At 67.1% G+C, this 22,631-nt stretch carries 26 protein-coding genes; 12 read left to right on the top strand and 14 right to left on the bottom strand.

Annotated elements, in window-relative coordinates; genetic code table 11:
* Nucleotides 1-76 precede the first annotated feature (76 nt).
* Entirely contained in the window at nucleotides 77-877 is an 801-nt protein-coding gene (locus ACGLHR_RS27675; RefSeq protein ID WP_400097456.1) for an AAA family ATPase, read from the bottom strand.
* On the opposite strand from ACGLHR_RS27675, the gene ACGLHR_RS27670 reads away from it, so the two are divergent.
* Nucleotides 867-1,094, top strand: a complete 228-nt coding sequence (locus tag ACGLHR_RS27670) for a hypothetical protein (protein WP_400097455.1) — start codon at nucleotides 867-869, stop codon at nucleotides 1,092-1,094. The two genes, ACGLHR_RS27675 and ACGLHR_RS27670, sit on opposite strands and share 11 nt — an antisense overlap.
* 171 nt (nucleotides 1,095-1,265) lie before the next feature.
* Here ACGLHR_RS27670 and ACGLHR_RS27665 read toward each other — a convergent pair whose 3' ends face one another.
* The 6 genes from ACGLHR_RS27665 to ACGLHR_RS27640 form a co-directional block, all read right to left on the bottom strand.
* Nucleotides 1,266-3,434 (bottom strand): TonB-dependent receptor, encoded by a 2,169-nt coding sequence (locus ACGLHR_RS27665; RefSeq protein ID WP_400097453.1) that lies wholly within the window; start codon nucleotides 3,432-3,434, stop codon nucleotides 1,266-1,268.
* Nucleotides 3,435-3,601: 167 nt separating this feature from the next.
* Nucleotides 3,602-4,087 carry a hypothetical protein gene (locus ACGLHR_RS27660; RefSeq protein WP_400097451.1) on the bottom strand — a complete coding sequence of 162 codons (486 nt, stop codon included), beginning with the start codon at nucleotides 4,085-4,087 and terminating at the stop codon, nucleotides 3,602-3,604.
* Nucleotides 4,056-5,345, bottom strand: a complete 1,290-nt coding sequence (gene zigA / locus ACGLHR_RS27655; RefSeq protein ID WP_400097449.1) for a zinc metallochaperone GTPase ZigA — start codon at nucleotides 5,343-5,345, stop codon at nucleotides 4,056-4,058. Before zigA ends, ACGLHR_RS27660 begins: the two co-directional genes overlap by 32 nt.
* 263 nt (nucleotides 5,346-5,608) lie before the next feature.
* Complete coding sequence (gene dksA, locus ACGLHR_RS27650; RefSeq protein WP_006164034.1) at nucleotides 5,609-6,028, bottom strand: RNA polymerase-binding protein DksA; 420 nt, start codon at nucleotides 6,026-6,028, stop codon at nucleotides 5,609-5,611.
* 573 nt (nucleotides 6,029-6,601) lie between these two features.
* Nucleotides 6,602-7,690 (bottom strand): CobW family GTP-binding protein, encoded by a 1,089-nt coding sequence (locus ACGLHR_RS27645; protein WP_400097446.1) that lies wholly within the window; start codon nucleotides 7,688-7,690, stop codon nucleotides 6,602-6,604.
* Between the two features lie 101 nt (nucleotides 7,691-7,791).
* Entirely contained in the window at nucleotides 7,792-8,313 is a 522-nt protein-coding gene (locus ACGLHR_RS27640; protein WP_267605214.1) for a Fur family transcriptional regulator, read from the bottom strand.
* Between the two features lie 147 nt (nucleotides 8,314-8,460).
* Here ACGLHR_RS27640 and ACGLHR_RS27635 point away from each other — a divergent pair, with 147 nt between their 5' ends.
* From ACGLHR_RS27635 to hslU, 4 genes are all read left to right on the top strand, one after another.
* Nucleotides 8,461-9,360, top strand: coding sequence for an alpha/beta fold hydrolase (locus ACGLHR_RS27635; RefSeq protein ID WP_400097444.1), 900 nt, complete (start codon nucleotides 8,461-8,463; stop codon nucleotides 9,358-9,360).
* A gap of 329 nt (nucleotides 9,361-9,689) precedes the next feature.
* On the top strand, nucleotides 9,690-10,676 hold the full coding sequence (locus ACGLHR_RS27630; protein WP_267605216.1) for a tripartite tricarboxylate transporter substrate-binding protein: 987 nt from the start codon (nucleotides 9,690-9,692) through the stop codon (nucleotides 10,674-10,676).
* A 244-nt stretch (nucleotides 10,677-10,920) separates the two neighbouring features.
* The gene (gene hslV / locus ACGLHR_RS27625; RefSeq protein ID WP_006162714.1) at nucleotides 10,921-11,457 is read left to right on the top strand and encodes an ATP-dependent protease subunit HslV; all 537 of its coding nucleotides are present in this window, start codon (nucleotides 10,921-10,923) and stop codon (nucleotides 11,455-11,457) included.
* A 92-nt stretch (nucleotides 11,458-11,549) separates the two neighbouring features.
* Nucleotides 11,550-12,881, top strand: coding sequence for an ATP-dependent protease ATPase subunit HslU (gene hslU, locus ACGLHR_RS27620; RefSeq protein WP_267605217.1), 1,332 nt, complete (start codon nucleotides 11,550-11,552; stop codon nucleotides 12,879-12,881).
* 96 nt (nucleotides 12,882-12,977) lie between these two features.
* On the opposite strand, the gene ACGLHR_RS27615 is transcribed toward hslU, so the two are convergent.
* Entirely contained in the window at nucleotides 12,978-13,529 is a 552-nt protein-coding gene (locus tag ACGLHR_RS27615) for a YcnI family protein (protein WP_400097442.1), read from the bottom strand.
* A 264-nt stretch (nucleotides 13,530-13,793) separates the two neighbouring features.
* On the opposite strand from ACGLHR_RS27615, the gene ACGLHR_RS27610 reads away from it, so the two are divergent.
* From ACGLHR_RS27610 to ACGLHR_RS27600, 3 genes are all read left to right on the top strand, one after another.
* Nucleotides 13,794-14,375: a hypothetical protein gene (locus ACGLHR_RS27610; RefSeq protein ID WP_318237221.1), complete on the top strand. Its 582-nt coding sequence runs from the start codon at nucleotides 13,794-13,796 to the stop codon at nucleotides 14,373-14,375.
* A 114-nt stretch (nucleotides 14,376-14,489) separates the two neighbouring features.
* The gene (locus tag ACGLHR_RS27605) at nucleotides 14,490-14,693 is read left to right on the top strand and encodes a CsbD family protein (RefSeq protein ID WP_400097440.1); all 204 of its coding nucleotides are present in this window, start codon (nucleotides 14,490-14,492) and stop codon (nucleotides 14,691-14,693) included.
* 184 nt (nucleotides 14,694-14,877) lie between these two features.
* Nucleotides 14,878-15,174 (top strand): hypothetical protein, encoded by a 297-nt coding sequence (locus tag ACGLHR_RS27600; RefSeq protein WP_400097438.1) that lies wholly within the window; start codon nucleotides 14,878-14,880, stop codon nucleotides 15,172-15,174.
* 34 nt (nucleotides 15,175-15,208) lie between these two features.
* Here ACGLHR_RS27600 and ACGLHR_RS27595 read toward each other — a convergent pair whose 3' ends face one another.
* Nucleotides 15,209-15,832 carry a response regulator transcription factor gene (locus tag ACGLHR_RS27595; RefSeq protein WP_400097436.1) on the bottom strand — a complete coding sequence of 208 codons (624 nt, stop codon included), beginning with the start codon at nucleotides 15,830-15,832 and terminating at the stop codon, nucleotides 15,209-15,211.
* The gene (locus tag ACGLHR_RS27590) at nucleotides 15,813-17,237 is read right to left on the bottom strand and encodes an ATP-binding protein (protein ID WP_400097434.1); all 1,425 of its coding nucleotides are present in this window, start codon (nucleotides 17,235-17,237) and stop codon (nucleotides 15,813-15,815) included. Before ACGLHR_RS27590 ends, ACGLHR_RS27595 begins: the two co-directional genes overlap by 20 nt.
* 215 nt (nucleotides 17,238-17,452) lie before the next feature.
* Between ACGLHR_RS27590 and ACGLHR_RS27585 the strand changes: the two genes are divergently transcribed.
* On the top strand, nucleotides 17,453-17,932 hold the full coding sequence (locus ACGLHR_RS27585) for a copper chaperone PCu(A)C (RefSeq protein ID WP_400097432.1): 480 nt from the start codon (nucleotides 17,453-17,455) through the stop codon (nucleotides 17,930-17,932).
* Between the two features lie 27 nt (nucleotides 17,933-17,959).
* Here the strand turns inward: ACGLHR_RS27585 and ACGLHR_RS27580 are convergent, their stop codons facing one another.
* Nucleotides 17,960-18,895, bottom strand: a complete 936-nt coding sequence (locus tag ACGLHR_RS27580) for a LysR family transcriptional regulator (RefSeq protein ID WP_318237226.1) — start codon at nucleotides 18,893-18,895, stop codon at nucleotides 17,960-17,962.
* 93 nt (nucleotides 18,896-18,988) lie between these two features.
* On the opposite strand from ACGLHR_RS27580, the gene ACGLHR_RS27575 reads away from it, so the two are divergent.
* Complete coding sequence (locus ACGLHR_RS27575; RefSeq protein WP_400097430.1) at nucleotides 18,989-19,501, top strand: DMT family transporter; 513 nt, start codon at nucleotides 18,989-18,991, stop codon at nucleotides 19,499-19,501.
* Here ACGLHR_RS27575 and ACGLHR_RS27570 read toward each other — a convergent pair whose 3' ends face one another.
* The 3 genes from ACGLHR_RS27570 to ACGLHR_RS27560 all read right to left on the bottom strand — a co-directional run bounded on the left by ACGLHR_RS27570 (nucleotide 19,502) and on the right by ACGLHR_RS27560 (nucleotide 20,634).
* Nucleotides 19,502-19,729 (bottom strand): cysteine-rich CWC family protein, encoded by a 228-nt coding sequence (locus ACGLHR_RS27570; RefSeq protein ID WP_400097428.1) that lies wholly within the window; start codon nucleotides 19,727-19,729, stop codon nucleotides 19,502-19,504. It abuts the gene before it with no gap.
* Complete coding sequence (locus ACGLHR_RS27565; RefSeq protein ID WP_400097426.1) at nucleotides 19,726-19,953, bottom strand: zf-HC2 domain-containing protein; 228 nt, start codon at nucleotides 19,951-19,953, stop codon at nucleotides 19,726-19,728. The genes ACGLHR_RS27570 and ACGLHR_RS27565 overlap by 4 nt, the downstream gene beginning before the upstream one ends.
* Nucleotides 19,954-20,055: 102 nt before the next feature.
* On the bottom strand, nucleotides 20,056-20,634 hold the full coding sequence (locus ACGLHR_RS27560; RefSeq protein WP_400097424.1) for a sigma-70 family RNA polymerase sigma factor: 579 nt from the start codon (nucleotides 20,632-20,634) through the stop codon (nucleotides 20,056-20,058).
* Between the two features lie 249 nt (nucleotides 20,635-20,883).
* On the opposite strand from ACGLHR_RS27560, the gene argB reads away from it, so the two are divergent.
* Both argB and ACGLHR_RS27550 read left to right on the top strand, forming a co-directional pair.
* The gene (gene argB, locus ACGLHR_RS27555; RefSeq protein ID WP_400097422.1) at nucleotides 20,884-21,813 is read left to right on the top strand and encodes an acetylglutamate kinase; all 930 of its coding nucleotides are present in this window, start codon (nucleotides 20,884-20,886) and stop codon (nucleotides 21,811-21,813) included.
* 72 nt (nucleotides 21,814-21,885) lie between these two features.
* A partial coding sequence (locus ACGLHR_RS27550) for a pyrimidine 5'-nucleotidase (RefSeq protein ID WP_400097420.1) occupies nucleotides 21,886-22,631 on the top strand: 746 nt, incomplete at its 3' end.

Here is a 22,631-nt window from a genome sequence, read left to right as displayed (position 1 = left end):
CGTGGCAGCGTGCGCTGCAGCGGCGCAGCCGTCGCGGGCTCGTTCTCCAGCGTCGCGACCCGCAATGGCGCGGCGCCTACCGGCAGCGCGCGCTCGATCTCGATGCCTGCGCCACGCTGCGCCGCCAGTGCCTGCAAACGCGTGAATTCGCCACACCAGATGGTCTCGATATTGCGGTCGCGGCTGGTGTCGCGTGCCTCGGAGAAGGCCACGGCGCGCACTTGCAGCCGCGCGCTGTCGCCGGCGCCACCGAGTTCCACGCCATAAGGCGCTGGTCGGCGTGCTCGGCGCTGAACTCGGACATGTCAAAGCGGATGTAGGCGCTCTCGTCGCCGAACAGCAGGCTGGTGATGGTCTTGGCCAGCTCGGTCTTGCCCACGCCGGTGGGCCCGGCCAGGAAGGCCACGCCGCGCGGCCGTCCGCCGCGCCGCCCGCCGCCCACGCCGGTCATGGCGCGCTTGACGATATCGAGCATGTGCGTGGCCGCGTGGCCCTGGCCCTTGACCCGGCGGCTAATGAATTCGCTCGCGCCGCGGATGCGGTTGCGATCGATCTTCAGCCAGGGGTCCTCGGTTACGCCCACCTTGTAGCGGCGCACTGCGTCGGCCACCTGGGACAGCGGCACGCCTTCTACCCGCGCCAGCTGCGCGATGGCGTTCAGATCGAGCAGCAGCATGCCCTCGGTGTCATCGACGAAAGCCTGCTGCGCCTGCTGGGTGGCCTGCGCATCGGCGTCCTGCGCGCCAGCCAGGCCGCGCAGCAGCGCCGGCGCCAGCGCGCGGCGGGCGTGGTGATCGGGCTTGGCCACCGGGATATGGCGCAGGCGCGGGTTGCCCACCAGCAGCCAGTCGGACAGGTCGCTTTCCTTGTCGACCACCCACGGGATGCTGTTGAAGAAGGGCTTGCGCGCCGTGCATGGCCAACGCGAAGGACTGCGGCGCGATGACGCCAGGCGCCACCTCGCAGGCCTGCAGGTCGCGTACGTTGCCCGACAGCACGAACTGGCTCTTGAGCGGCAGGAAGCGCAGCAGGTCGCGCAGCCAGCGCGGGCGGGTGAAGGCGGGGGCAGCGGCAGCGGCGGCTGCCCCCGCTGAAGCGTTTGCGGGTTCGGTACCGGACATGGGCGGGCTCGGGAAGATCCAGGGGCGCGCGGCCGTGTGCCGCGCGCGCACCATGCGGATTCTATCCCCCGTGCGCCATCATGCCGGCACCGGTACCAGTTTGTTACCACGCGTGGCGGGCAGGGCCCGCCTTTGCGGTGCTGCTTAGAACGTCGTGCGCACGCCCAGCTTGACGCTGCGCCCTGCCAGCGGCGCGATGTCGCGCAGGATCGAGGTGGCGCTGCGGGCGTCCTGGTTGGTCAGGTTGTCGCCGCGCAGGTAGACCAGCGTCTGGGTGCCCGCAATCTTGAACTTGTACGTGACGGACACGCCAAGCAAGGTGTACGCATCGGTGGGCGTGTCGTTGGACGGCACGCGCGTCTGGCGGGCGGCGTAGGTCACATCCGCGCGCGCGCCCCACGGGCCGGCGCCGTACACCACCGCGCCGCCCAGGCGCAGCGGGGACAGGCGCGGCAGCGGTTGGCCGGTGTTGCGGTTCTCGCCGCGCACGTAGTCCGCGCGGGCCTCCAGATCCACCGTGTCGCTGCCGGTCAGCAGCTTCTGCCACACACGTGCCTTGCCTTCGGCCTCGAAGCCGTACAGGGTGGCGGGCACGCCCATGTATTGCATCACCGGCAGTGCGCCGGCGCTGCCGGGCGTGACAAAATCGCCTTCCGCGTCGCGCGCGGTGCCGGTGTTGGTGAGCGCCAGGTAGTTCGCGAAGCGGCTGTAGTAGCCCGACAGGCCGGCGCTATGCGGGCCTGACTTGAAGCGCACGCCCAGGTCCAGCGAGGTGGCGCGTTCCTTGTTGGCGTTGGGGTCGCCCTGCTCCCACGAGCCGGTAGCCACGTGGGGGCCATTGGCGTACAGCTCGTAGAAGGTCGGGGCGCGCTCCGTGTAGGCCAGGTTGGTGGTCAGCGACCAGGCCGGCGCCAGCTTGTAGAGCAGGCCGGCCGAGGCGCTGCCGGCGTTGAAGCTGCGGCTGGCGTCGGAGAAGCGGTCGTTGCCGTTGGCCTGCGCCTTCACGCTGGTGTGGTCCATGCGCCCGCCCAGGTTGAGCTTGAGGTCGCCGCTGGCGGTCAGCGGCATTTCCTCGAAGATGAACAGGGCCGCGTTGTCGGTGTCGGTGCTCGGCACGAAGGCTTCCTCGCCAAGCGCCGAGAAGCGGGTCGAGCCGAACTGGGTGCCGATCACGCCCGTCATGTTGCCGATGCGCGCGTGCTTGGCCTCGAAGCGTGCGTCCCAGCCGTTGTTCTTGAAGATGGTGCCGGTCTGGCCGGAGTCGATCTCCTTGTGTTCGTAGTCGGTATAGCTGAACTTGCCCTTGACCGACTCGATGAAGCCGCCGGTGTTGCCGGCCAGGTTGCGCGCCTCGCCTTCGAGCGCGAAGCGCTGCTGGCGCATCTGCAGCCGCACGGTGTCTTCGGCGGGGGTGCCGTATTCGTTGTGGTATTCGCTGTAGTTGGCGCCGACGAAGCCGTCGGCCCAGGTGTAGGCGCCGCCCAGCGAGCCGCCCGACTGCTGCGCGTTGCTGTTGGGCAGGCGGCCGTAGGCCTCGCTTTCGCCTTCCGGCAGCGGCTGGCTGTTGCGCAGGCTGGCGCTGCGCGCGTAGCCGGGGATGCGCAGGTTGCTGGTCTTGCGGGCGAAGGCGTCGGCGTGGATGGCGATCTGGCCATTGCCGGCCTCGAGCAGGCCGCTGGCGTTGCGCGCGCTGTCGCCGCCGGCTGTGGCGCTGGCGTCCACCGCGCCGCCGACGCCCCGGAACGGCTCCTTCGGGATGCGGTTGTCGATGACGTTGACCACGCCGCCGATGGCGTTGCCGCCGTACATCAGCGCGGCCGGGCCGCGCACCACTTCAATGCGCTCGGCCACCAGCGGATCGATCGGCACGGCGTGGTCGTTGGACAAGGTGGAGGCGTCGACGGTGGTGCCGCCGTTCTGCAGCACCTTGATGCGGTCGCCGTCCAGGCCGCGGATGATCGGGCGGCTGGCATTCGGGCCGAAGTAGCTGGAGGACACGCCCGGCAGCTTGTCCAGGGTGTCGCCCAGCGTGCTGCCCTGGCGCACGGCAAGGGCATCGCCGCTGAGGGTGGAGACTGGCGCCACCAGGTCGGTGAGCTCGCTGCCCAGCGGGTTGGCGGTGATGACCACCTCGCGCAGGGTGGCCGCGGGTGTGGCCGGGGTGCCAGGGGTGGACGCGCTGGCTGCGGCCGGGGCCGCCGGGTTGCTTTGCGCGAAGGCGCCGGTGGAAACGGAGGCGGAAGCGATCAGGGCCGCAATGGCGGCAAGCGGCGTGCGCCGCAGGTTTTTTTCTTGTTGGAAACGGAAAGACATGGCTCGCATTGTTCTTGGATGCTATCGAGCGCATGGCGCCAGTGGCCGAACGCCGGCAGCGCGCCGCCTGGCGCAAAATGCGCGGGATGGCGGCGGGCAGGGGTGTTCGGGAGCGTGGCGCGATGCGACAGGCGGCGGGCGGCGACTTGGCGGCCGCGGCCCGGGCTTCAGGCGAGAGCGTGAACGGCCGGTGGGGCGCGCGAGCGGAAAGGCTGGGGATGCTGCAGGTCGGGCCGGCGCCAGCCTACGCTGAACGGAACCGGCGATTGCAGGTGCGTGAGCGCCGGCATGACTGGCGTGCCGCAATGGCTGGCAGCCACGGTGGCGCCATCGAACAAGACGCAGAAATGTCCCGCCAGCTTGAGCGAGAGGGGAAGGTCGGGGTCGGCGCCGAAAGCCGTGAGGGCGGGCTCGCCGTCATTGGCGTCGTTGGCGTCATTGGCGTCATTGGCGGTACTGGCGGCAGCCTGCAGCGCCGGGCTGAGCAGCCCGCCGTGGTGGATGCGGTGCGTGAGCCCGGCGTGCTGGGCCAGTACCAGGCATAGCGCCAGCCAGAGCGCCGGCCACAGGCCGAGGCCGCGGGCGCGGCTGCGCTGCAGGTGTTGCCAGGGCACGACGGCGTCAGTGGCCATGCCCGCCGTGGTCGTGGTCATCGCAACCGCAGTCGTCGCCGTGCTCGTGGTCGTGGTCGTCCAGGCCGTCGTCCCAGCTCGGGAACGGGTCGGCGTACTGCGCCCAGGCATCCGGGCCGGCAGCCATTTCCGCGTCGGTCAGCAGGCAGGCGTCCAGCAGCGCTTCGAGCGCGGGGCGGTCAAGGTCCTGGCCGATCAGCACCAGTTCCTGGCGCCGGTCGCCAAAGGGAGCGGGTTTGCCGTCCACCGTCATATCGGCTTCGAGCTCGGCGCGGCCGGCCTCGTCGTGCGGCCATTCGGACGAATCCAGCGCGGCCCACCAGGCGCCGGCGCCGCCGTGGCGGCACACGCCGCCGGCCTGGCCCCAGGTGCCGGCCGCGTGCATGCGCGTGGCCAGCCAGAAGAAGCCCTTGGAGCGCAGCACGTTGCCATGCTCGCGCAGCCACTCGGTGTGGATCAGGTCGGCAAAGCGCTGCGGATGGAAGGGGCGGCGGCGGCGGTAGACGAAGCTGCCGATGCCGTAGGCCTCGCTCTCCGGCACATGCTCGCCGCGCAGTTCGGCCAGCCAGCCCGGGGCGGCTGCGGCGGCGTCGAAGTCGAAACGGCCGGTGTCGAGAATGCTCTCCAGCGCAACCTTGCCAAAGCTGGCCGGCACGATGGCCGCGCGCGGGTTGAGCGAATGCAGGATGCCGCTCAGGCGCTCGCGCTCGGCCTCGCTGACGAGGTCGAGCTTGTTGAGCACGATCACGTCGCAGAACTCGACCTGCTCGATCAGCAGGTCGACCACCGTGCGGTCGTCGTCCTCGTCGCGCGCCTGGCCGCGGTGCTGGAGGAAGTCGGCTTCGTTGAAGTCTTGCAGGAAGTGCGCGGCATCGACCACCGTCACCATGGTGTCCAGGCGGGCGATGGCGTCCAGCGCCACGCCTTGCTCATCCTCGAAGGTGAAGGTCTCCGCGATGGGCAGCGGCTCGGCGACCCCGGTCGACTCGACCAGCAGGTAATCGAAGCGGCCCTCGCGCGCCAGCTTGCCGATCTCGGTCAGCAGGTCCTCGCGCAGCGTGCAGCAGATGCAGCCATTGGTCAGCTCGATCAGGCGCTCGCCAGCCTGCGCCAGCATGCCGTCGCCAAGCAGGCGGGCGTCGATATTGACGTCCGCCAGGTCGTTGACGATCACAGCCACCCGCTTGCCTTCGCGGTTGGCCAGGACATGATTGAGCAGGGTTGTCTTGCCGGCACCGAGGAATCCGGACAGCACGGTGACGGGCAGGCGATCGGCCATGGCATCGAGGCGCGCCGGGGTTGGGCGCGTGTTATTGCAACAAAGTTGCGACTGTATCAGAAAGCAGGGGGGAAAGCCGGTAATTCGGGGAGCGCGATGGCCGCACGAATCCAGCCGTTCCTAATGATAGGCCCGTGCCTGTGACACCACAAAGGCGAAAGACGAAAGGACGCGATGCCTGGCGGGGCGTGCCGCTCAAACAAAACGGCCCGGAGAACCGGGCCGTCTGGCGCGCGGGGCGACGGCCCCGGGCAGTCGCGGAATCAGTCGCCGAACAGCTTCTGGCGCAGTTCGCGGCGTTGCTGGGCTTCCAGCGACAGCGTGGCGGTGGGGCGGGCCAGCAGGCGCGGCACGCCGATCGGCTCGCCGGTTTCCTCGCACCAGCCGTAGTCGCCGGACTCGATGCGGGCCAGCGATTGCTCGACCTTCTTGAGCAGCTTGCGCTCGCGGTCGCGCGTGCGCAGTTCCAGCGCGTGCTCTTCCTCGATGGTGGCGCGGTCGGCGGGATCCGGCACGATGACCGTTTCGCGCAGGTGCTCGGTGGTCTGGTCGGCGTTTTTCAGGATATCGTCGCGCAGCTGCTCAAGGCGATGTTTGAAGAAGCCGAGTTGCGCTTCGTTCATGTAATCCTTGTCGCCCATCTTCAGGATTTCAGCTTCAGTCAGAAGTTTATTGCTGCTCATGGTTGCTGCTGATTCTCTTGTTGGTGCGACCGGCGGCGTCTTGGTCCGCTCGGGTGCAGTGTCCGGCCGCTTGCGCGGCGCGGAGGTTTCGCTCTGGCTGGCTGCAGACTTGCTGCTGTGCGTGCCTCCCTTGGCCTCGCCCGCACCGGCGTGCGCCGTACTGCCGCGGGGAGCAGGCGCAGCCTCCATGGACTGTGCCTTCAGCGTCTCGGCCGCAGCGCTGCTGCTTTTGCTGCGGCTTTCTTTCGTTTTCGTTGCGGCTACCATGGGACACCTCTCTCTCGCGTCGATCGATGACGGCGCGTGACGGGTGCCCCAAGCGGAGGGCGGTCTCCGCATGAAGCACTGCGACCGCACCTGCCGGCAGCCCGCCTCATGCTGACGACGACCGCCGTCCTGCATTGCGGGCGCCGTCGCCAAAGGACAAAAGGCTACGTTACCCGCACTAAATCCAGCCTATTGTACTTGAACAAAAAATTTGGAGATATGGGAGAAAAGCGGGGAGTTTTCCCTGATATCCCAGCCCCCCTCCGACGAGGGGGGTGGCAGGGTGGGCGGCGCTGCCCGTCGGCTTCAGGCCAGGCAGGTGGCGAGGCCCTTCAGGATGGCGTCCTTGGGCAGGTCCACGCCAATGAAGACCATCTTGGTGCCGGGGGTTTCATCGCCCCATTTGGCGCCGATATCGCTGCCCATCAACTGATGCACACCCTGGAAGACCACTTTCCGGTCCACCGCGTCCATATAGAGTACGCCTTTGTAACGCAGCAGGTGTTCCCCGTAGACCGACAGGATGCCGGACAGGAATTCCTCCAGTTTGGCGTAATTGAAGGGTTTTTCGCTGCGGAAGACGAACGAGCCGATGCGGTCGGTGTGGTGGTGGTGATGGTGGTGGTCGTGCTTGTGACCATGGCCGTGATCGTGCCGGTCATGGCCGCAGTCATCCTCGCAATGGTCGCCATGGGCGTGTTCGTGCGCGTGGTCGTGATCGTGCTCCTCGGCCTCGGCACGCAGGAAATCCGGGTCGATTTCCAGCTTTTCGTTCAGGTTGAAGCCCCGAAGGTCAAAGATTGTGTCTATCGGCGCTTCGCCGAAATGCGCCGTGCGCACGGGCGCGCGCGGGTTCATGTGCAGCAGGCGGTGGCGCAGGTCTTTGATCCCGCCCTCCGGCACCAGGTCCGCCTTGGTGATGAAGATGGCGTCGGCAAAGCCAACCTGGCGCTGCGCTTCTTCCTGCTTGTCGAGCTGCCGGTTGGCGTGCTTGGCGTCCACCAGGGTGATCACGGCGTCCAGCAGGTAGCGCTGGGCGATCTCGTCGTCCATGAAGAAGGTCTGGGCCACGGGGCCGGGGTTGGCCACGCCGGTGGTTTCGATCACGACGCGGTCGAAATCGATCTCGCCGGCGTCGCGCCGGGTCATCAGCTGCGACAGCGCCGCCACCAGGTCGCCGCGGATGGTGCAGCAGATGCAGCCGTTGCTCATCTGCACGATCTGCTCGCGGCCATCCTGCACCAGGATCTCGTTGTCGATGTTCTCTTCGCCGAACTCGTTTTCGATCACGGCGATCTTCATGCCGTGCTGCTCGCTCAGGATGCGCTTGAGCAGGGTGGTCTTGCCGCTGCCGAGGAAGCCGGTCAGGATCGTGACCGGGATCAGTTTGGACATTGTTTTCTCCGGGAAGGGATACCGCTTTGGCCTGTCGTACGCGGGGTAAGTGGTGTTTGGATAACTTGTTCGTTCATGTAGCGCGCGGGCGGGGCCGTCGCTCAGCCGTGCTTGCCATGGGTGCGTGCGCCGCATTCGGCGCAAACGCCGTTTACGGTCAGCTCCACATGCTCCACGGCGAAGCCGCTTGGCACCTTGGGCGCGGCTTGCGCCGGCGCGCTGACGCCGTCCAGGCAGAAAGTGCGGTCGCAGCGATTGCAATGGAAGTGGCTGTGCTGCCGGTGCACCTGGGCGCGCGCTGCCTCGTGCTCGACCAGGCTGAAGCGGAAGACGCGGTCGTGGCCGGCCCGTTTCTGGGCCAACCCTTGCTCGACCAGCCAGTCGAGCACGCGGTACACGGTCACGCGGTCGATTGCTTCGCCATCGGCCGGCATGCGGTCGATCACGGCTTGGTGGGTCAGCGGTTCATGGCTTTCCATCAGGCAGGCCAGGATGCCAAGGCGCGGCTGGGTCACACGGGCGCCCAGTTCGCGCAGGCGTTCGTGGGCGGCGTCCAGGGTAGCCGGCGCGGGGGACATGGCGGATGCAGGCATGGCCTGGGTGGGGGAGGGGCTGCTGCTCATGGACCGATTTAACCATAGCGCCCCAGGTGATGCAATTCAGTTGCGTCAACTCGTTGCCCTGGCTGCCGTGCGCGGCGTGCGTCCCGTCGCGCTCCCGCTTTGCGTCTATCATCGCCAGCAGGCCCCCGAGACGCGAGGAGACACCCCATGCAGAACGACGCCAGCGCCCTGCTGTTCCCCAATTTCGAGTCCTTTCGCCTGCACATCGGCGACGTGGGGATCGCCGGCGTGCGCGGCGGCTCCGGGCCGCCCTTGTTATTGCTGCACGGCCATCCGCAGAGCCACCTGATCTGGCACAAGGTGGCGCCGGCGCTGGCCGACCGCTTTACCGTGATCGCCACCGACCTGCGCGGCTACGGCGGCAGCAGCGCGCCGCCGGGCAGCGCCGGCCACGAGAACTACAGCAAGCGCGCAATGGCGCAGGACCAGGTGGCGGTGATGGCGCAGCTGGGTTTCGACCGCTTCGCGCTATGCGCCCACGACCGTGGCGCGCGCGTGGCGCACAGGCTGATCGCGGACCATCCGGGCCGGGTCACGCGTGCCATGCTGCTGGACATTGCGCCCACGCTGGCCATGTACGAGCGCACCAGCATGGCGTTTGCCGCCGCCTACTGGCACTGGTTCTTCCTGATCCAGCCGGCGCCGTTCCCGGAAACGCTGATCAATGCGGAACCCGAGTTCTACCTCAACAGGCTGATGGGCCTGCGCCACGCCGGGCTGAGCCCGTTCGCCCCCGACGCGATGGCCGCATATACCGCCGCCATGCGCGATCCGGCCCACGTGCACGCGATGTGCGAGGACTACCGCGCGGCGGCCACCATCGACCTGGACCATGACCGCGCGGACCGCGCCGATGGCCGCAGGCTGGATTGCCCGCTACGCGTGCTGTGGGGAGAGCACGGCGTGGTGGCCCGCTGTTTCGAGCCGCTGTCGCTGTGGCAGGAGGTGGCGAGCGAGGTCAGCGGCCGCGCGGTGCCTTGCGGGCATTACATCCCGGAGGAGGCGCCCGAGGTACTGCAGGAGGAAATGCTCGACTTCTTCTGCTGATCTTCTGCTGGTCTCCTGTTGTTGCCTTGTTGCTGTCCTGTTGCCTCCCGATTCCCGCAGGCTGCGGCGAGTTCGATACATTTGGCGTGATTTTTGCGAAGAAATGTCTTAGCGGGTTATTCCGGATATTTGCCACTTTTCGACATTGATAGCATTGCGCTCCGATCGCGCGGCCCAAGCCGCGGCGGCCGTATGCGCTGTGCCCGCGTCATGGTCGGCGCTGCCGCCCGGATCGGGCCGGCAGCGCAGGAATGGCAGCGCCCGACAGGGCGCGCCACTCCGGCCGGGGCAGTGTCGGGACGGGAATAGAAGGGTATCCAGGAGATAGCATGAAACGAGTTGCACAGTTTGTGGCTGCCGCGCTGACGGTCGGCGTAATGGGAGTGCATGCGGGCGCGCAGGCACAGGAATTCCCAGGCAGCAAGCCGGTATCGGTGGTGGTGCCGTTTGCCGCAGGCGGCCCGACCGACAAGGTCTCGCGCGAGCTGGTCATGATCATGTCCAAGCACCTGGGTACCACGATGGTGATCGAGAACCTGGGCGGCGCTGGTGGCACCATCGGCGCCAAGAAGGTCGCGCAGTCCAAGGGCGACGGCTACACCATCCTGATCCACCATATCGGCATGTCGACGGCGCCGGCCCTGTACCGCAACCTCGGCTTCGACCCGCTCAAGGACTTCGAGACCGTGGGCGAGATCGCCGACGTGCCGATGGTGATGGTTGGCAACAAGAACCTGCCGCCCGCCAACTTCAAGGACCTGGTCCCCTATATCAAGGCCAATGCCGCCAAGCTGTCGCTGGCCAACGCCGGCATCGGCTCGGCCTCGCACCTGTGCGGCCTGCTGTTCCAGAGCGCCATCCAGACCGAGCTGACCACGGTGCCCTACAAGGGCACGGCGCCGGCGCTGACCGATATCCTGGGCGGCCAGGTCAACCTGATGTGCGACCAGACCACCAATATCGCCGGCCAGCTCAAGGCGGGGTCTCTCAAGCCCTATGCGGCCATGCAGAACCGCCGCGTGGAAGCCTTCAAGGACATCCCGACGGCCGCCGAGCAAGGCCTGCCGGGTGTCGAAGTGAAGATCTGGCACGCCATGTACGCGCCCAAGGGCACGCCCAAGCCGGTGGTGGACAAGCTCTCGGCAGCGCTGCAAAAGGCAGTGACGGATCCGAACTTCCGCGCCAAGATGGCTGAGCTGGGCGCCGAAGCCGTGCCCGCGCAGCGCGCCACGCCGGAATCGCTGAAGGTCTTCCTGGCCGGGGAAATCGGCAAGTGGACCCCGGTGATCAAGAAGGCCGGCGTGTACGCCGACTGACCGGACGCAAAAGAACGGCTCGTCCGCGGGCGCCCGCCCGCGGATGGCGAAAAGGCCACGCGCAATGCGTGGCCTTTTTGTTTTTTGAGGGGGGGTGCCCGCGCGCGGCGGCAGCCACCTCGTCTATATTGGTTTGATTGCCTTCGGTCCGGCAGGGATGCGCACGGTGGGCCGCTTACGGTGGCCCTTGAATTCACCGCACCCGTCGCCACCTACCTCCCTGACATATTCTTGCGAAGCCATCATGGAACAGTATCACGGCACTACCATCGTCAGCGTCCGGCGCGGCAACCAGGTTGCAGTCGGCGGTGACGGCCAGGTCACACTCGGCAATATTGTGATGAAGGGCACCGCCCGCAAGGTGCGCCGCATCTATAACGGCAAGGTACTGGTTGGCTTCGCCGGCAGCACCGCTGATGCCTTCTCGCTGCTCGACCGCTTCGAGGCCAAGCTGGAGAAGTACCAGGGCAACCTGACCCGCGCCGCCGTCGACCTCGCCAAGGACTGGCGCTCGGACCGCGCGCTGCGCCGGCTCGAGGCCATGCTGATCACCGCCGACCGCGACACCACGCTGGTGATCACCGGCAACGGCGATGTGCTCGACCCCGAAGGCGGCGTGGCCGCGATCGGCTCGGGCGGCGCTTATGCCCAGTCGGCCGCCAAGGCGCTGGTGGAGAACACCGAGCTTTCGCCCAAGGACATCGTCGAGAAGTCGCTGGGCATTGCCGGCGAGCTCTGCATCTACACCAACACCAATTTCGTCATCGAGACGCTGGAATGAGCGTCGGCCGGCCGCGCAAAAGCCTGACGCGCGGCTGCCTGGGCCCGGATGCCGCACCGCTCCGGTCCGTCGTCTTCCTCTGAACGGATACCATGTCGCATACCATGACCCCGTCGGAAATTGTTTCCGAACTCGACAAGCACATCATCGGCCAGAACAAGGCCAAGAAAGCGGTAGCGGTTGCGCTGCGCAATCGCTGGCGCCGCCAGCAGGTGGAAGAACCCCTGCGCCAGGAAATCACGCCCAAGAACATCCTGATGATCGGGCCGACCGGTGTCGGCAAGACCGAGATCGCGCGCCGCCTGGCCAAGCTGGCCGATGCGCCGTTCATCAAGATCGAGGCCACCAAGTTCACCGAGGTGGGCTACGTCGGCCGCGATGTGGACACCATCGTGCGCGACCTTGCCGAGATGGCGGTCAAGCAGGCGCGCGAGTCCGAGATGAAGAAGGTGCGCACCAAGGCCGAGGAAGCCGCAGAGGACCGCCTGCTCGACGTGCTGCTGCCGCCGCCGCGCGATATCGGCTTCAACCAGCCCGAGGAAAAGGATTCCAACACGCGCCAGGTGTTCCGCAAGAAGTTGCGCGAAGGCCAGCTCGACGACAAGGAAATCGAGCTCGAGGTTGCCGCCGGCTCGCCGAACATGGACATCATGGGTCCCCCGGGCATGGAAGACATGACCGAGCAGATCCGCACAATGTTTGCGGGCCTGGGCCAGGGCAAGAAGGCGCGCCGCAAGATGAAGGTGCACGAAGCCTTCAAGCTGCTGATCGACGAGGAAGCCGCCAAGCTGCTCAATGACGAGGAGGTCAAGCACAAGGCAGTGGCCAACGTCGAGCAGAACGGCATCGTGTTCCTGGACGAGATCGACAAGATCGCCAGCCGCAGCGAACTGGGCGGCGGCGAAGTGTCGCGCCAGGGCGTGCAGCGCGATCTGCTGCCGCTGGTCGAGGGCACCACGGTCAACACCAAATACGGCATGATCAAGACCGACCACATCCTGTTCATTGCCTCGGGTGCGTTCCACCTGTCCAAGCCCAGCGACCTGATCCCGGAGCTGCAGGGCCGCTTCCCGATTCGGGTCGAGCTGGAATCGCTGTCGGTCTCCGACTTCGAAGCCATCCTGACCCAGACCGATGCCAGCCTGACCAAGCAGTACCAGGCGTTGCTGAGCACCGAGCAGGTCGAGCTGGTGTTCGCGCCGGACGGCATCCGCCGGCTGGCCGAGATCGCTTTCTCGGTCAACGAGAAGGTCGAGAACATCGGCGCGCGCCGCTTGTACACGGTGATGGAGCGGCTGCTCGAGGACCTGTCCTTCCACGCCACCAAGTCATCGGGCGAGAGGGTCATCATCGACGCGGCTTACGTTGACGAACGCCTGGGCGACCTCGCCGGCAACGAAGACCTGTCGCGCTACGTGCTGTAAGCGTGTAAGCCTTAGCCCGCCATAGGTCTGTCAGGCGGCATCCAACGACAAAGGGCGCACTTCGGTGCGCCCTTTGTCGTTTTGCCATGTGCCCGCTCAGTGCGCGTGCACATGCCCCGCTGGCATCGGCGCGGTGAGTTCCAGCTCCGCCGCCGGCGTCTTCAGCTCGCGCAGGCTCTGGCCATCGGCGGGGATCTGCGTCCACTCGGCACGGCCGTCCTCGCACTCCTGCACCACCGGGAAATACAGCTTGCCGGCCTGCTCCGGCAGCTTCATCAGCATCACGAATTCATCGAAATGCGCGTCGGCCAGCGAGCCGGCAAACCAGCGCAGCGTGCGCACGTCCTCGCTCACGGTCTTGCCGTGCGAGGCATAGGGCTTGGCCAGTGGCGCGCGTTTCACTTCCAGTTGCCAGCCCGCCTTGGGCTGCGGATGGGCGCCTTGCACGCCTTCCGGGATGGTCACGGTGATGGCGCGGGTAGCGCTGCCGTTGCAGCCATGGCCCACCATCAGCGCGCCTTTGACGTAGCTGCCGGCTGTCGCGGTCTTCTGCTCGAACACGATGTGGGCGAACGCGGCGGGGGTCCAGCTTGCGCCAAGCGAGGCCAGCGCGATGGTCATTGCGGGCAGCAGGCGGGATGCGGTCATGTCGATTCTCCTGGGAAGCGCGCCAGTCTAGCGCCGAAGGCCGTCGCTGGCCCTGCGGCGCAGGGCCGCAGGGCCACGGCGTGGTGTGCCCCGCAAATCATGTCGGAATTGTCTTACGCGGCTTTCGGAGCGTGACGCCTGATTGTAGGAGGTGCCCATGCGTACTCTGTACCTACGGTGTGGGCAAACGCGGATCGCACCGGGCAGGAGCCCAACAGCGAGACCGCCCTCCACAGTATTCCGCCACTGAAAAAGGAGCACGACATGATGAAGAAATGGCTGAGCGCAGCAGTGTGTTCGATGATGTTTGCCGGTCCCGCCGCCTTCACGCTGGCGCATGCCGCACCCGCAGGTTCCAAGGCTGACTACGACGCGGCCGTGAAGACCGCTAACGCCAACTACAAGGCCGCCCGCGCCCAGTGTGACAGCCTCAAGGCCAATGCCAAGGACGTTTGCGTGAAGGAAGCCAAGCGCGACGAGGACGTGGCCAAGGCCAACGCCGAAGCGACCCGCGATGGCACGGCCAAGGCGCGCGCCAAGGCGGACAAGGTCAAGGCCGATGCCGACTACAGCGTGGCCAAGGAAAAGTGCGACGACAGGAAGGGCAATGACAAGGACGTGTGCGTGAAGGAAGCCAAGGTTGCCCATGAGCAAGCCCTGGGTTCGGCCAAGGTCGAGAAGGCTGCCGCTACCGGCACCAGCACCGACGTAGCCGAAGCGCGTGCCGATGCCAAGAAGGACACCGTGGACGCCGCCTACAAGGCTGACAAGGAAAAGTGCGATGCCATGTCCGGCGATGCCAAGAGCAAGTGCCAGGCCGACGTGAAGACCAAGTACGCCAAGTAACTTGCCTTCGTACGCAGACTCGATACGTTGAGTCAGCACGTTGACTTAGCACGTTGACTTAGCACGACTCAGCACGACTCAGCACGTCACCCATCCACGATAGGGGAAACGCCCATGAACTGGGATCAGATCGAAGGAAAGTGGGAGCAGGCCAAGGGTAAGGTCAAGGAAAAGTGGGGCAAGCTCACGGACGATGACCTTACCCGGATCCAGGGCAAGCGCGACCAGCTTGCCGGCCGGATCCAGGAGCGCTACGGCTACACCAAGGAGCGCGTGGAAGAGGAAATGAAGGCGTGGGAGCGGGATTCCCGCTGGTAAAGCACCGGCTAAGACACGCTGGTAAAGAGAAGAGTAAGACAGGTAAGCATTCGTAAGCACGCTGGTACGTGTTGCGATGCAATGCCAAAGTGGCGGCCGGCACGATCGAAAGCTCGTAGCCGGCCGGTTAGCACCCGCTTTCCGAACCCGCACCCTCAACCACCAACCAGGCAGGAGAACCGAAATGAAACGCGAGCTACTGTCCTCGTTCGGCGTGCTGTGTGGCCTTGCCGCGGCAACCGTCTTTCTCTGCGTGCGCCCGGAGGCCGCGCCCGTACTTCGCCAGGCGAGCGCGCCCGTTGTGGCGAAGCCCGCCGTGTCGACCAGCACCACGCCGCAAGCCGCGGTGGAGCTGGCCGTGCAGGCCGGCGATCTTGGCTCGCGCGCCGATCGCCATGCCAGTGACGCCCTGCGCGTTGCCGAGCAAGCCCTCGGCCGGGAGAACGATCTGGACTGGGACTACGTGCAACTGCGCCTCTGAAGGTGCGCCTGAGCGTTTCTCAGGCACGGACCATCTACCGCGATACCGGCCGCTTGCCCAGTTTGCGCTGCAGCGTGCGCCGATGCATATTGAGCGCGCGCGCGGTAGCCGAGATATTGCCTTCGTGCTCTGACAGCACCCGCTGGATGTGTTCCCACTCCAGCCGTGCCACCGATAGCGGCACCGGCTCTTCCATGGCGGCTTCTGCCGCGTCTTCCGATACCCCGGCCATCAGCGCCGTCAGGATCGAATCCACATTGGCCGGCTTGGCCAGGTACTCATCGGCACCATGCTTGACCGCGGCCACCGCGGTGGCGATGCTCGCATAGCCTGTCAGCACCAGGATGCGCGCGTCCGGCAATGCCGCGCGCAGCGGCGCGACCAGTTGCAGGCCTGACTCGGCCGGCGCGGTGCTGCCCGCTTCCGGGGGCGCGCTCAGGTGCAGGTCCAGCGTGATGTAGGCAAACGGCGTTTGCGCGGCGAGCGCAAGCGCCTGCTGGCGGTTGTGCGCGACCTGCACCGCATAGCCGCGGCGCGTCAGCGCGCGCGCCAGGGCGCCGGCGAACACGGCATCGTCGTCGACGACCAGGAATGGAGCGGCATCGCTGGCGCCGGGCTGTGCGCCGTCGGCGGCGGGATCATGGTGGGCGTCGGTCATGCGGGCTCGTTGTCGTTGTCAGGGGTGAGGCAAACGGTGGAGCGGCCGGCAAGGCTGCCGGGGAGGGCGCGGGCAGGCGCAGCTCGGCCACGGTGCCGCCCTCGTGGTGGTCGTGCCAGGCCAGCCGGCCGCCCATCTGCAGGGCTGCGCTTTGTGCCAGGTACACGCCGATGCCCTGGCCGCCATGCATGCTGGTCATCGGTGCTTCGCCCAGGCGCGCGCGCTGAGACTTGGGGATGCCCAGGCCGCGGTCGGTGACGCGAAACGTCAGCGTCGGCAGCGCGCCGTTGTCCTCCAGCGCGATGGCCAGGCGCAGCGGAATCTGTTCGTGCCCCGCGGCCAGCTGGCTGCGCGCGGCGTTGTCCAGCAGGATCGTCAGGATCTGCCCCACGCGCGCGGCTTCCACCGGCAGGGCGGCGGCTTCGCCGATGGCATTGGCTTCCAGCCGGGCATGGGGGTGGCGCAATTGCCAGCGCTCCACATAAGCGTCCAGCCAGGCATCGATGCGCTGCGCCGCCGCGGTCTCGTGGTCGTCGCGCAGGCGGGCCAGGATCGATTTGCACAGCTCGAGCTGCTGCTCCATGGTCTGCAGGTCCGGCAGGTAGGCGGACACTTGCGTGGCCGCCAGGCGCGGGTCCGCGGCATCGGCGCGCAGCTCGCCCGCGATGACCGCCAGCGTGGCCAGCGGCGTGCCGATCTCATGGGCGACCGCGGCGGCCTGGTCGTTCAGCGCTTCAATGCGCGCGTCGCGCAGCAACTGTTCGCGCGCCAGGTTGAGCTCCGCGTCGCGCTGGCGCAGCACCCCGGACAGGCGCGCCACAAATACCGCGATCATGGTTGCGCTGGCGACAAAGTTGAGCCACATGCCGGCCAGGTGATAGTTGATGGCATTGTCCGGGTTGTGCAGGTTCAGCGGCACGTACTCGATCAGCATCAGGCTGTAGCAGGCCATCGCGTAGACGGCGAGCGCGATCACATTGCGCCACGGCAGGATGGCGGCGGCAATCGCCAGGCCCGGCAGGTAGAACGAGACAAAGGGGTTGGTCGCGCCGCCGGTGAAGAACAGGTTGGCCGACAGCGCCGTCAGGTCGACCATCAGCTGGCCCATCAGCTCGGCGTCGCTCGGCATGCTGCCGCGGCTGGCGTGCATGCGCAGGCGCAGGCCGGTCAGCAGGTTGAACACCGCCTGCAGCGAGAGGATCGCCAGCAGCGGGCTGTACGGCAGGATCACGCCGGCCACGGACTCGCACGACACCAGCAGCACCGACTGCCCGCCCATCAGCGCCCAGCGCAGCCAGAACAGGCGGCGCAGGCTCATCAGGTTGTGGCGGACCGGGGCGATGCTCGTGGCGGAGCCGGGGCGCGAGGGGACCGTGTCTGGCGGCACGGCTGCGATGGTATCCATGCCGCGAGTTTAACAACGACCGGGGCCCGGCCCGTCGCGTGCGACACCGTGCCGCATTGGTTGGCGCCAGCGGCGCTGCCAGACTGAACGGTTCGCTGCAGGTTAGCGGCCCGGCCGGCTACCCGAATTGCGCTGCCCGGCTCACGCCAGCAGGGTCGTCATGGTTTAATGTTTCTTTTCGTGCAGTCTTTTGAATCTCAGTGGAGCTAGTCCAGATGCAAGCCAGATTCCTCGCCGCGGTGCCCGCCGCCCTGCTCGCCGCGCTGTGCTCGAACGCGGCTTTCGCCCAGGTCGACGTCAGCAACGCCTGGGCGCGCGGCACCGTGCCGGCGCAGACCGCCACCGGCGTCTTCATGACCCTGCATGCGCACGAGCCCGCCAAGCTGCTCGGCGTCAGCACGCCAGCGGCAACCACGGCCGAAGTGCATGAAATGAAGATGGATGGCAACGTGATGCGCATGCGCGCCATCGGCGCGCTCGACCTGCCCCGCATGCAGGACGTCGAGCTCAAGCCGGGCGGCTACCACGTGATGCTGATGGGCCTCAAGGTGCCGCTGAAGAAGGGCGACACCGTGCCGCTGACGCTCAAGATCGAGCAGGGCGGCAAGGTGATCGAGCAGAAGGTCGACGCCGAAGTGCGTGATCTCACCGCCACGGCGCCGGTCGCCGGCGCGCACGGCGACCACAAGCACTGAAGCGCTAAAGGCAGGCAGCCAGGCTGCCTAGCTGCGCAGGCTGATCGCGTCGTCCGGCTCGTCGCCGGCCGCCACCGCGATCACGCGCTCGCGTAGCCAGCTATGGCCGGGATCGGCGTCGGTACGGTCGTGCCAGATCAGGCTGAAGCCAAAGCCCGGCAGCGGGAAGGGCGGATCGAACACCGCGAAGCGCGGATCTTCCTCGAACGCGGCCAGGCTGCGCCGCGCCGTGGTCAGGACCAGGTTGGTGCCGGCGATCAGCGCTGGCGCCACGCTCCAGTGGGGCAGCACGCAGGCAATCTTGCGCCGCCCGCCAACCTTGGCCACGGCGGCATCGATGGCATCCACGCGCTCGCTGTGGGCTGCCACCAGCACATGCGAGCGGGCCAGGTACGCCACCTGGTCAAGCTTGCCCAGGCCGCGCACCGTGGCCGCATCCACCATGCAGGCATAGGTTTCCTCGAACAGCTCCGTGCTGCGCACGCCTTCCGGAGGCTGCCCGAACACGCCCAGCGCCAGGTCGATCTCGCCATCGGCGACCTTGGCGGTCATGGCTTCGCGGCTGGCCTGGCTGACCACCAGGTCGATGCCCGGGGCGATCTTGCGCACCGCGCGCAGCAGCCCGGGCAGCAGCGCCATCGCGCCGTAGTCGGACATGGCCAGGCGGAAGCTGCGGCGCGCCGTGGCGGGCTGGAAGCCGGACGGCCCCAGCAGGATGCGCACCTGCGCCAGCGCCTCGGCCAGCGGGCCCGCCAGTTCGTGGGCGCGCGCGCTCGGCACCAGGCCGCCCTGGCCGCGCACCAGCAGCGGGTCATCCAGCAACTGGCGCAGGCGGCCCAGGGCATGGCTCACCGCAGGCTGGCTGAGGTGCAGGCGCAGCGCGGCGCGTGAAATATGTCGTTCGGCCAGCAGGGCTTCCAGCACCACCAGCAGGTTGAGGTCGATACCGCGGAGATCATTCATGCGGCGCATATTAACGCTATGAAACGAGAATTGGTAATTCGCGGCGCAATATTTCACACTGAGGCATCAAATTTTTTTGCAGGAGATGCCTAAGTGCCCGGTCTCAACAACATTTCGCCGGCGCTCGCCGGCCTCGTTCCCGTCCTGGTGGCCATTGTTTCCGGGGCGCTGATTCCCTTGCAGGCCGGCGCCAACGCCACCCTCGGGCGCAGCCTGGGCCATCCGCTGTGGGCCACCGTGGTTTCGCTGCTGGTCAGCCTGGCGGTGGTGCTGCCGCTGCCGTGGCTGCTGAAGGTCCCGCTGCCCTCGCTGGCGGCGGGCGGGCCGGCCTGGATGTGGGCGGGCGGCGTGGCGGGCGTGTTCTACATTACCGTGGCGCTGGTGTTGGCCCCGCGCCTGGGCGCCGGCGGCTTTATCGCGGCGGTGGTGGCGGGGCAGATGGTGGGCGCGCTGCTGCTGGACCAGTTTGGCCTGGCGGGCTTTGCGGCCCGCGCCGTGACGCCGGGGCGCCTGGCCGGCGCTGCGCTGGTGGTGCTGGGGGTGGTGGTGATGCATTTCGCCGGGGCGGGCGCGGCCAGCACGGTGCCGGCGCAGGCGGCGAACTGATCAGCCTTCGGCTTGCGCGTTGCCGCCATCCTTGCGGCGGCGCGCCAGGCAGGCGGGACAGAGGCAGTGCTGGCCCGGCACGATCTGGCGGGCGGGCAGCAGCGGCTGGGTGGCGCACCAGCAGTGCGGCAGGCCGGCGGCATAGCCGCACACAAAGCCGGCGCCGCATGCGCTGCAATGCTCCACCGGGCGCAGTAGCCCCGTCAGCACCGTGGCCGGATCGCTCACGGCGTGCCCCGGGGTGGCTCGTCTTCCTGGCCCAACCGGGACATGGCGGCGCGCATCAGCCGCATCTGGCCCGAAAAATTGGTGCAGGCGTCGCAAATCGCCATGTGCCCGCGCATGCGCACGCGCTCGATCCAGCTCAGCGGCCGGTCCATGCCTTCCATGGTCAGGTGGTGGATCTCCCGGCAGTTTGGCAGCAGCCGGCGGCGGGGTGGCGTATCAGGCATGGCTTCCTTTGGTTGGAGAGGCGGTTTTGGGCCGTGGCAGCTTGCCTGGCTGTCGCTGCCTGCTTACAAGGTCGGGCCAGCTTCAGGCCAAGGTTCTGGCGCTCACGCCTTCTGCCCGAACCAGTTCAGCTCCAGGCACTCGCGCAGGCGCATGCGGGCCCGGTACAGCATGACCCAAGCATTAGTCGTCGTGATCTCCAGTTCCTGACAGATTTCTTCGGTTTCCAGCTCCAGCCATTCCCGCATCATGAAAATCCGGCCGATCTTGGCGGGCAGCTTGTCCACGCACAGTTGCAGGATCTCGAAGAACTCACGGCGCTCCAGGGCGCGGTCCGGGTTGCCCCAGTCGGATGGCGGCGTATGGTAATGGCCATTCTTGGCGAACAGGGCATCGAAGGCGTCGATATCCGACTGGGCCTCGTCATCGTCCTCGCCGCCGCCCAGCGTCAGGCGCACTTCGCGCCGGCCGCTGCGCAGCGTATCGATGATCTTGTGCTTGAGGATGCCGATCAGGTAGGTCTTCAGCGCGGACTGGCCGCTAAAGCGCTCCGGGTGCTCCAGCGCGGCCACCAGGGTGTCGGAGACGGTATCCTCGGCCAGTGCCTGGTCACGCAGCTGCAGGCGCGCGAAGCGCAGCAAATGGGGGCGCAGGGCGCTAAGATCGTCGGGGTGCAGGCTCATTGCGTTGCCGCTATTCGGTGGTGATGCGACTGTTGGCCAACTGTTGCGTGGATAGAACGCCATGGTGCGCCGCAGTACGCATGCACCGGTTTTGAACCCCCGCTGCACCACCGTCTGCACGCGTGCGCCGCGGTTTCTTGTAAAATCGGCGCCTGCCGCGGCCGGAGGTGGCCTAATCGGGGTAAAAACCCCCGTAACCAGTTGTTCACCGCCGGTCAGAATTGCCATGATACCTGTTGAATCTCACGGATGTCCCTTGCCATGAACGCCGACACCCCTGGGCCTGCCGCTACCGCGGTGGCCGCAATTGCCCCAGCCCTCAAGGCCGAAATCCTTGCCGAGGCGCTGCCCTATATCCGCAAGTTTCACGGCAAGACCATTGTGGTCAAGTACGGCGGAAACGCGATGACCGAGGACAAGCTCAAGCACGGCTTCGCGCGCGACGTGATCCTGCTCAAGCTGGTCGGCATGAACCCGGTCGTGGTTCACGGCGGTGGCCCGCAGATCGACGAAGCCCTGAAGAAGGTCGGCAAGGTCGGCACTTTTATCCAGGGCATGCGCGTCACCGATGAAGAGACCATGGAAGTGGTCGAATGGGTGCTGGGCGGCGAAGTGCAGCAGGACATCGTCATGCTGATCAACCAGTACGGCGGCCAGGCCGTGGGCCTGACCGGCAAGGACGGCGGCCTGATCCGCGCCAAGCGCCTCAAGATGCCGGACCGCGAGAGTCCCGGCGCCTTCATCGACATCGGCTTCGTGGGCGATATCGAGGCCATCAACCCGGCGGTGGTCAAGGCCCTGCAGGACGACGCCTTCATCCCGGTGATCTCGCCGATCGGCTTTTCCGACGACGGCCAGGCCTACAACATCAACGCCGATGTGGTGGCGGGCAAGATGGCCGAGATCCTCAAGGCCGAGAAGCTGGTCATGATGACCAACATCCCGGGCGTGATGGACAAGGCCGGCAACCTGCTGACCGACCTGTCCGCGCGCGAGATCGAGGAACTGTTCGCGGACGGCACCATCTCCGGCGGCATGCTGCCCAAGATCTCGTCGGCGCTGGACGCGGCCAAGAGCGGCGTGAATTCGGTGCACATCATCGATGGCCGCATCGAACACTCGCTGCTGCTTGAAATCCTGACCGAACAAGCGTTCGGTACCATGATCCGTTCGCACTAGAACGCATCTCCCGGCAGCGCGTCCATTGCGCGCATTGCGCGCGCTGCCGCCCCACCCTTCATTCTTTCCCGCGTGCCATCTATTTCCCCGCCCTTGCGCCGCAGCCTGCGCGGTGCGCGCCGACGCCGCCCCGCGGGCGACAATTCCGGCCGCACGGTCTGGTTGTTCGATCTCGACAACACGCTGCACGACGCGTCGCATGCGATCTTTCCCGCTATCAACCAGTTGATGACGGCGTATGTCGCGCGCGTGCTGGGCAGCGACGAGGCCACCGCCAGCGAGGTCCGGGTGAAGTACTGGCAGCGCTACGGTGCGACGCTGCTCGGCATGATCCGCCACCACAACGTGGACCCGGCCGACTTCCTGCGCGCCGCGCATGATTTCCCCGAACTGGCGGAGATGGTGCGGGTGCAGCGCGGCCTGGCCGGCCACCTGCGCCGCCTGCCCGGGCGCAAGATCCTGGTGACCAACGCGCCGGAGCAATACGCGCGCGCGGTGATGAAAGTCGCTGGCATCCAACGGTGTTTCGAGCGGGTGGTCGCCATAGAGGACATGTGGGTGCATGGCCACCTGCGGCCCAAGCCGGACCGGCGCATGCTGCGCCGGCTGCTGGTGCAGCAGCGGGTGGCGCCGCACCGGGCGGTGCTGGTCGAAGATACGCTGTCCCACCTCAAGCGCTATGCGGGCACGGGCATTCGCACGGCCTGGGTGACGGGCTACCTGCGCACGCTGGCGCCATCGCGCCCGCACGACGTGCCGATGCCCGCGGGCGCTGCCGTGGCGGGCGCCAGCGGCGACGCCGCGGTGCGCAGCACGCT

The organism is Cupriavidus sp. CuC1 (assembly GCF_044627735.1).
In the GTDB taxonomy this organism is placed as follows: Bacteria; Pseudomonadota; Gammaproteobacteria; order Burkholderiales; family Burkholderiaceae; genus Cupriavidus; species Cupriavidus ulmosensis.
The sequence above is the reverse complement of the archived record's forward strand: the minus strand, read 5'-3'. Positions and strand labels throughout refer to the sequence as shown.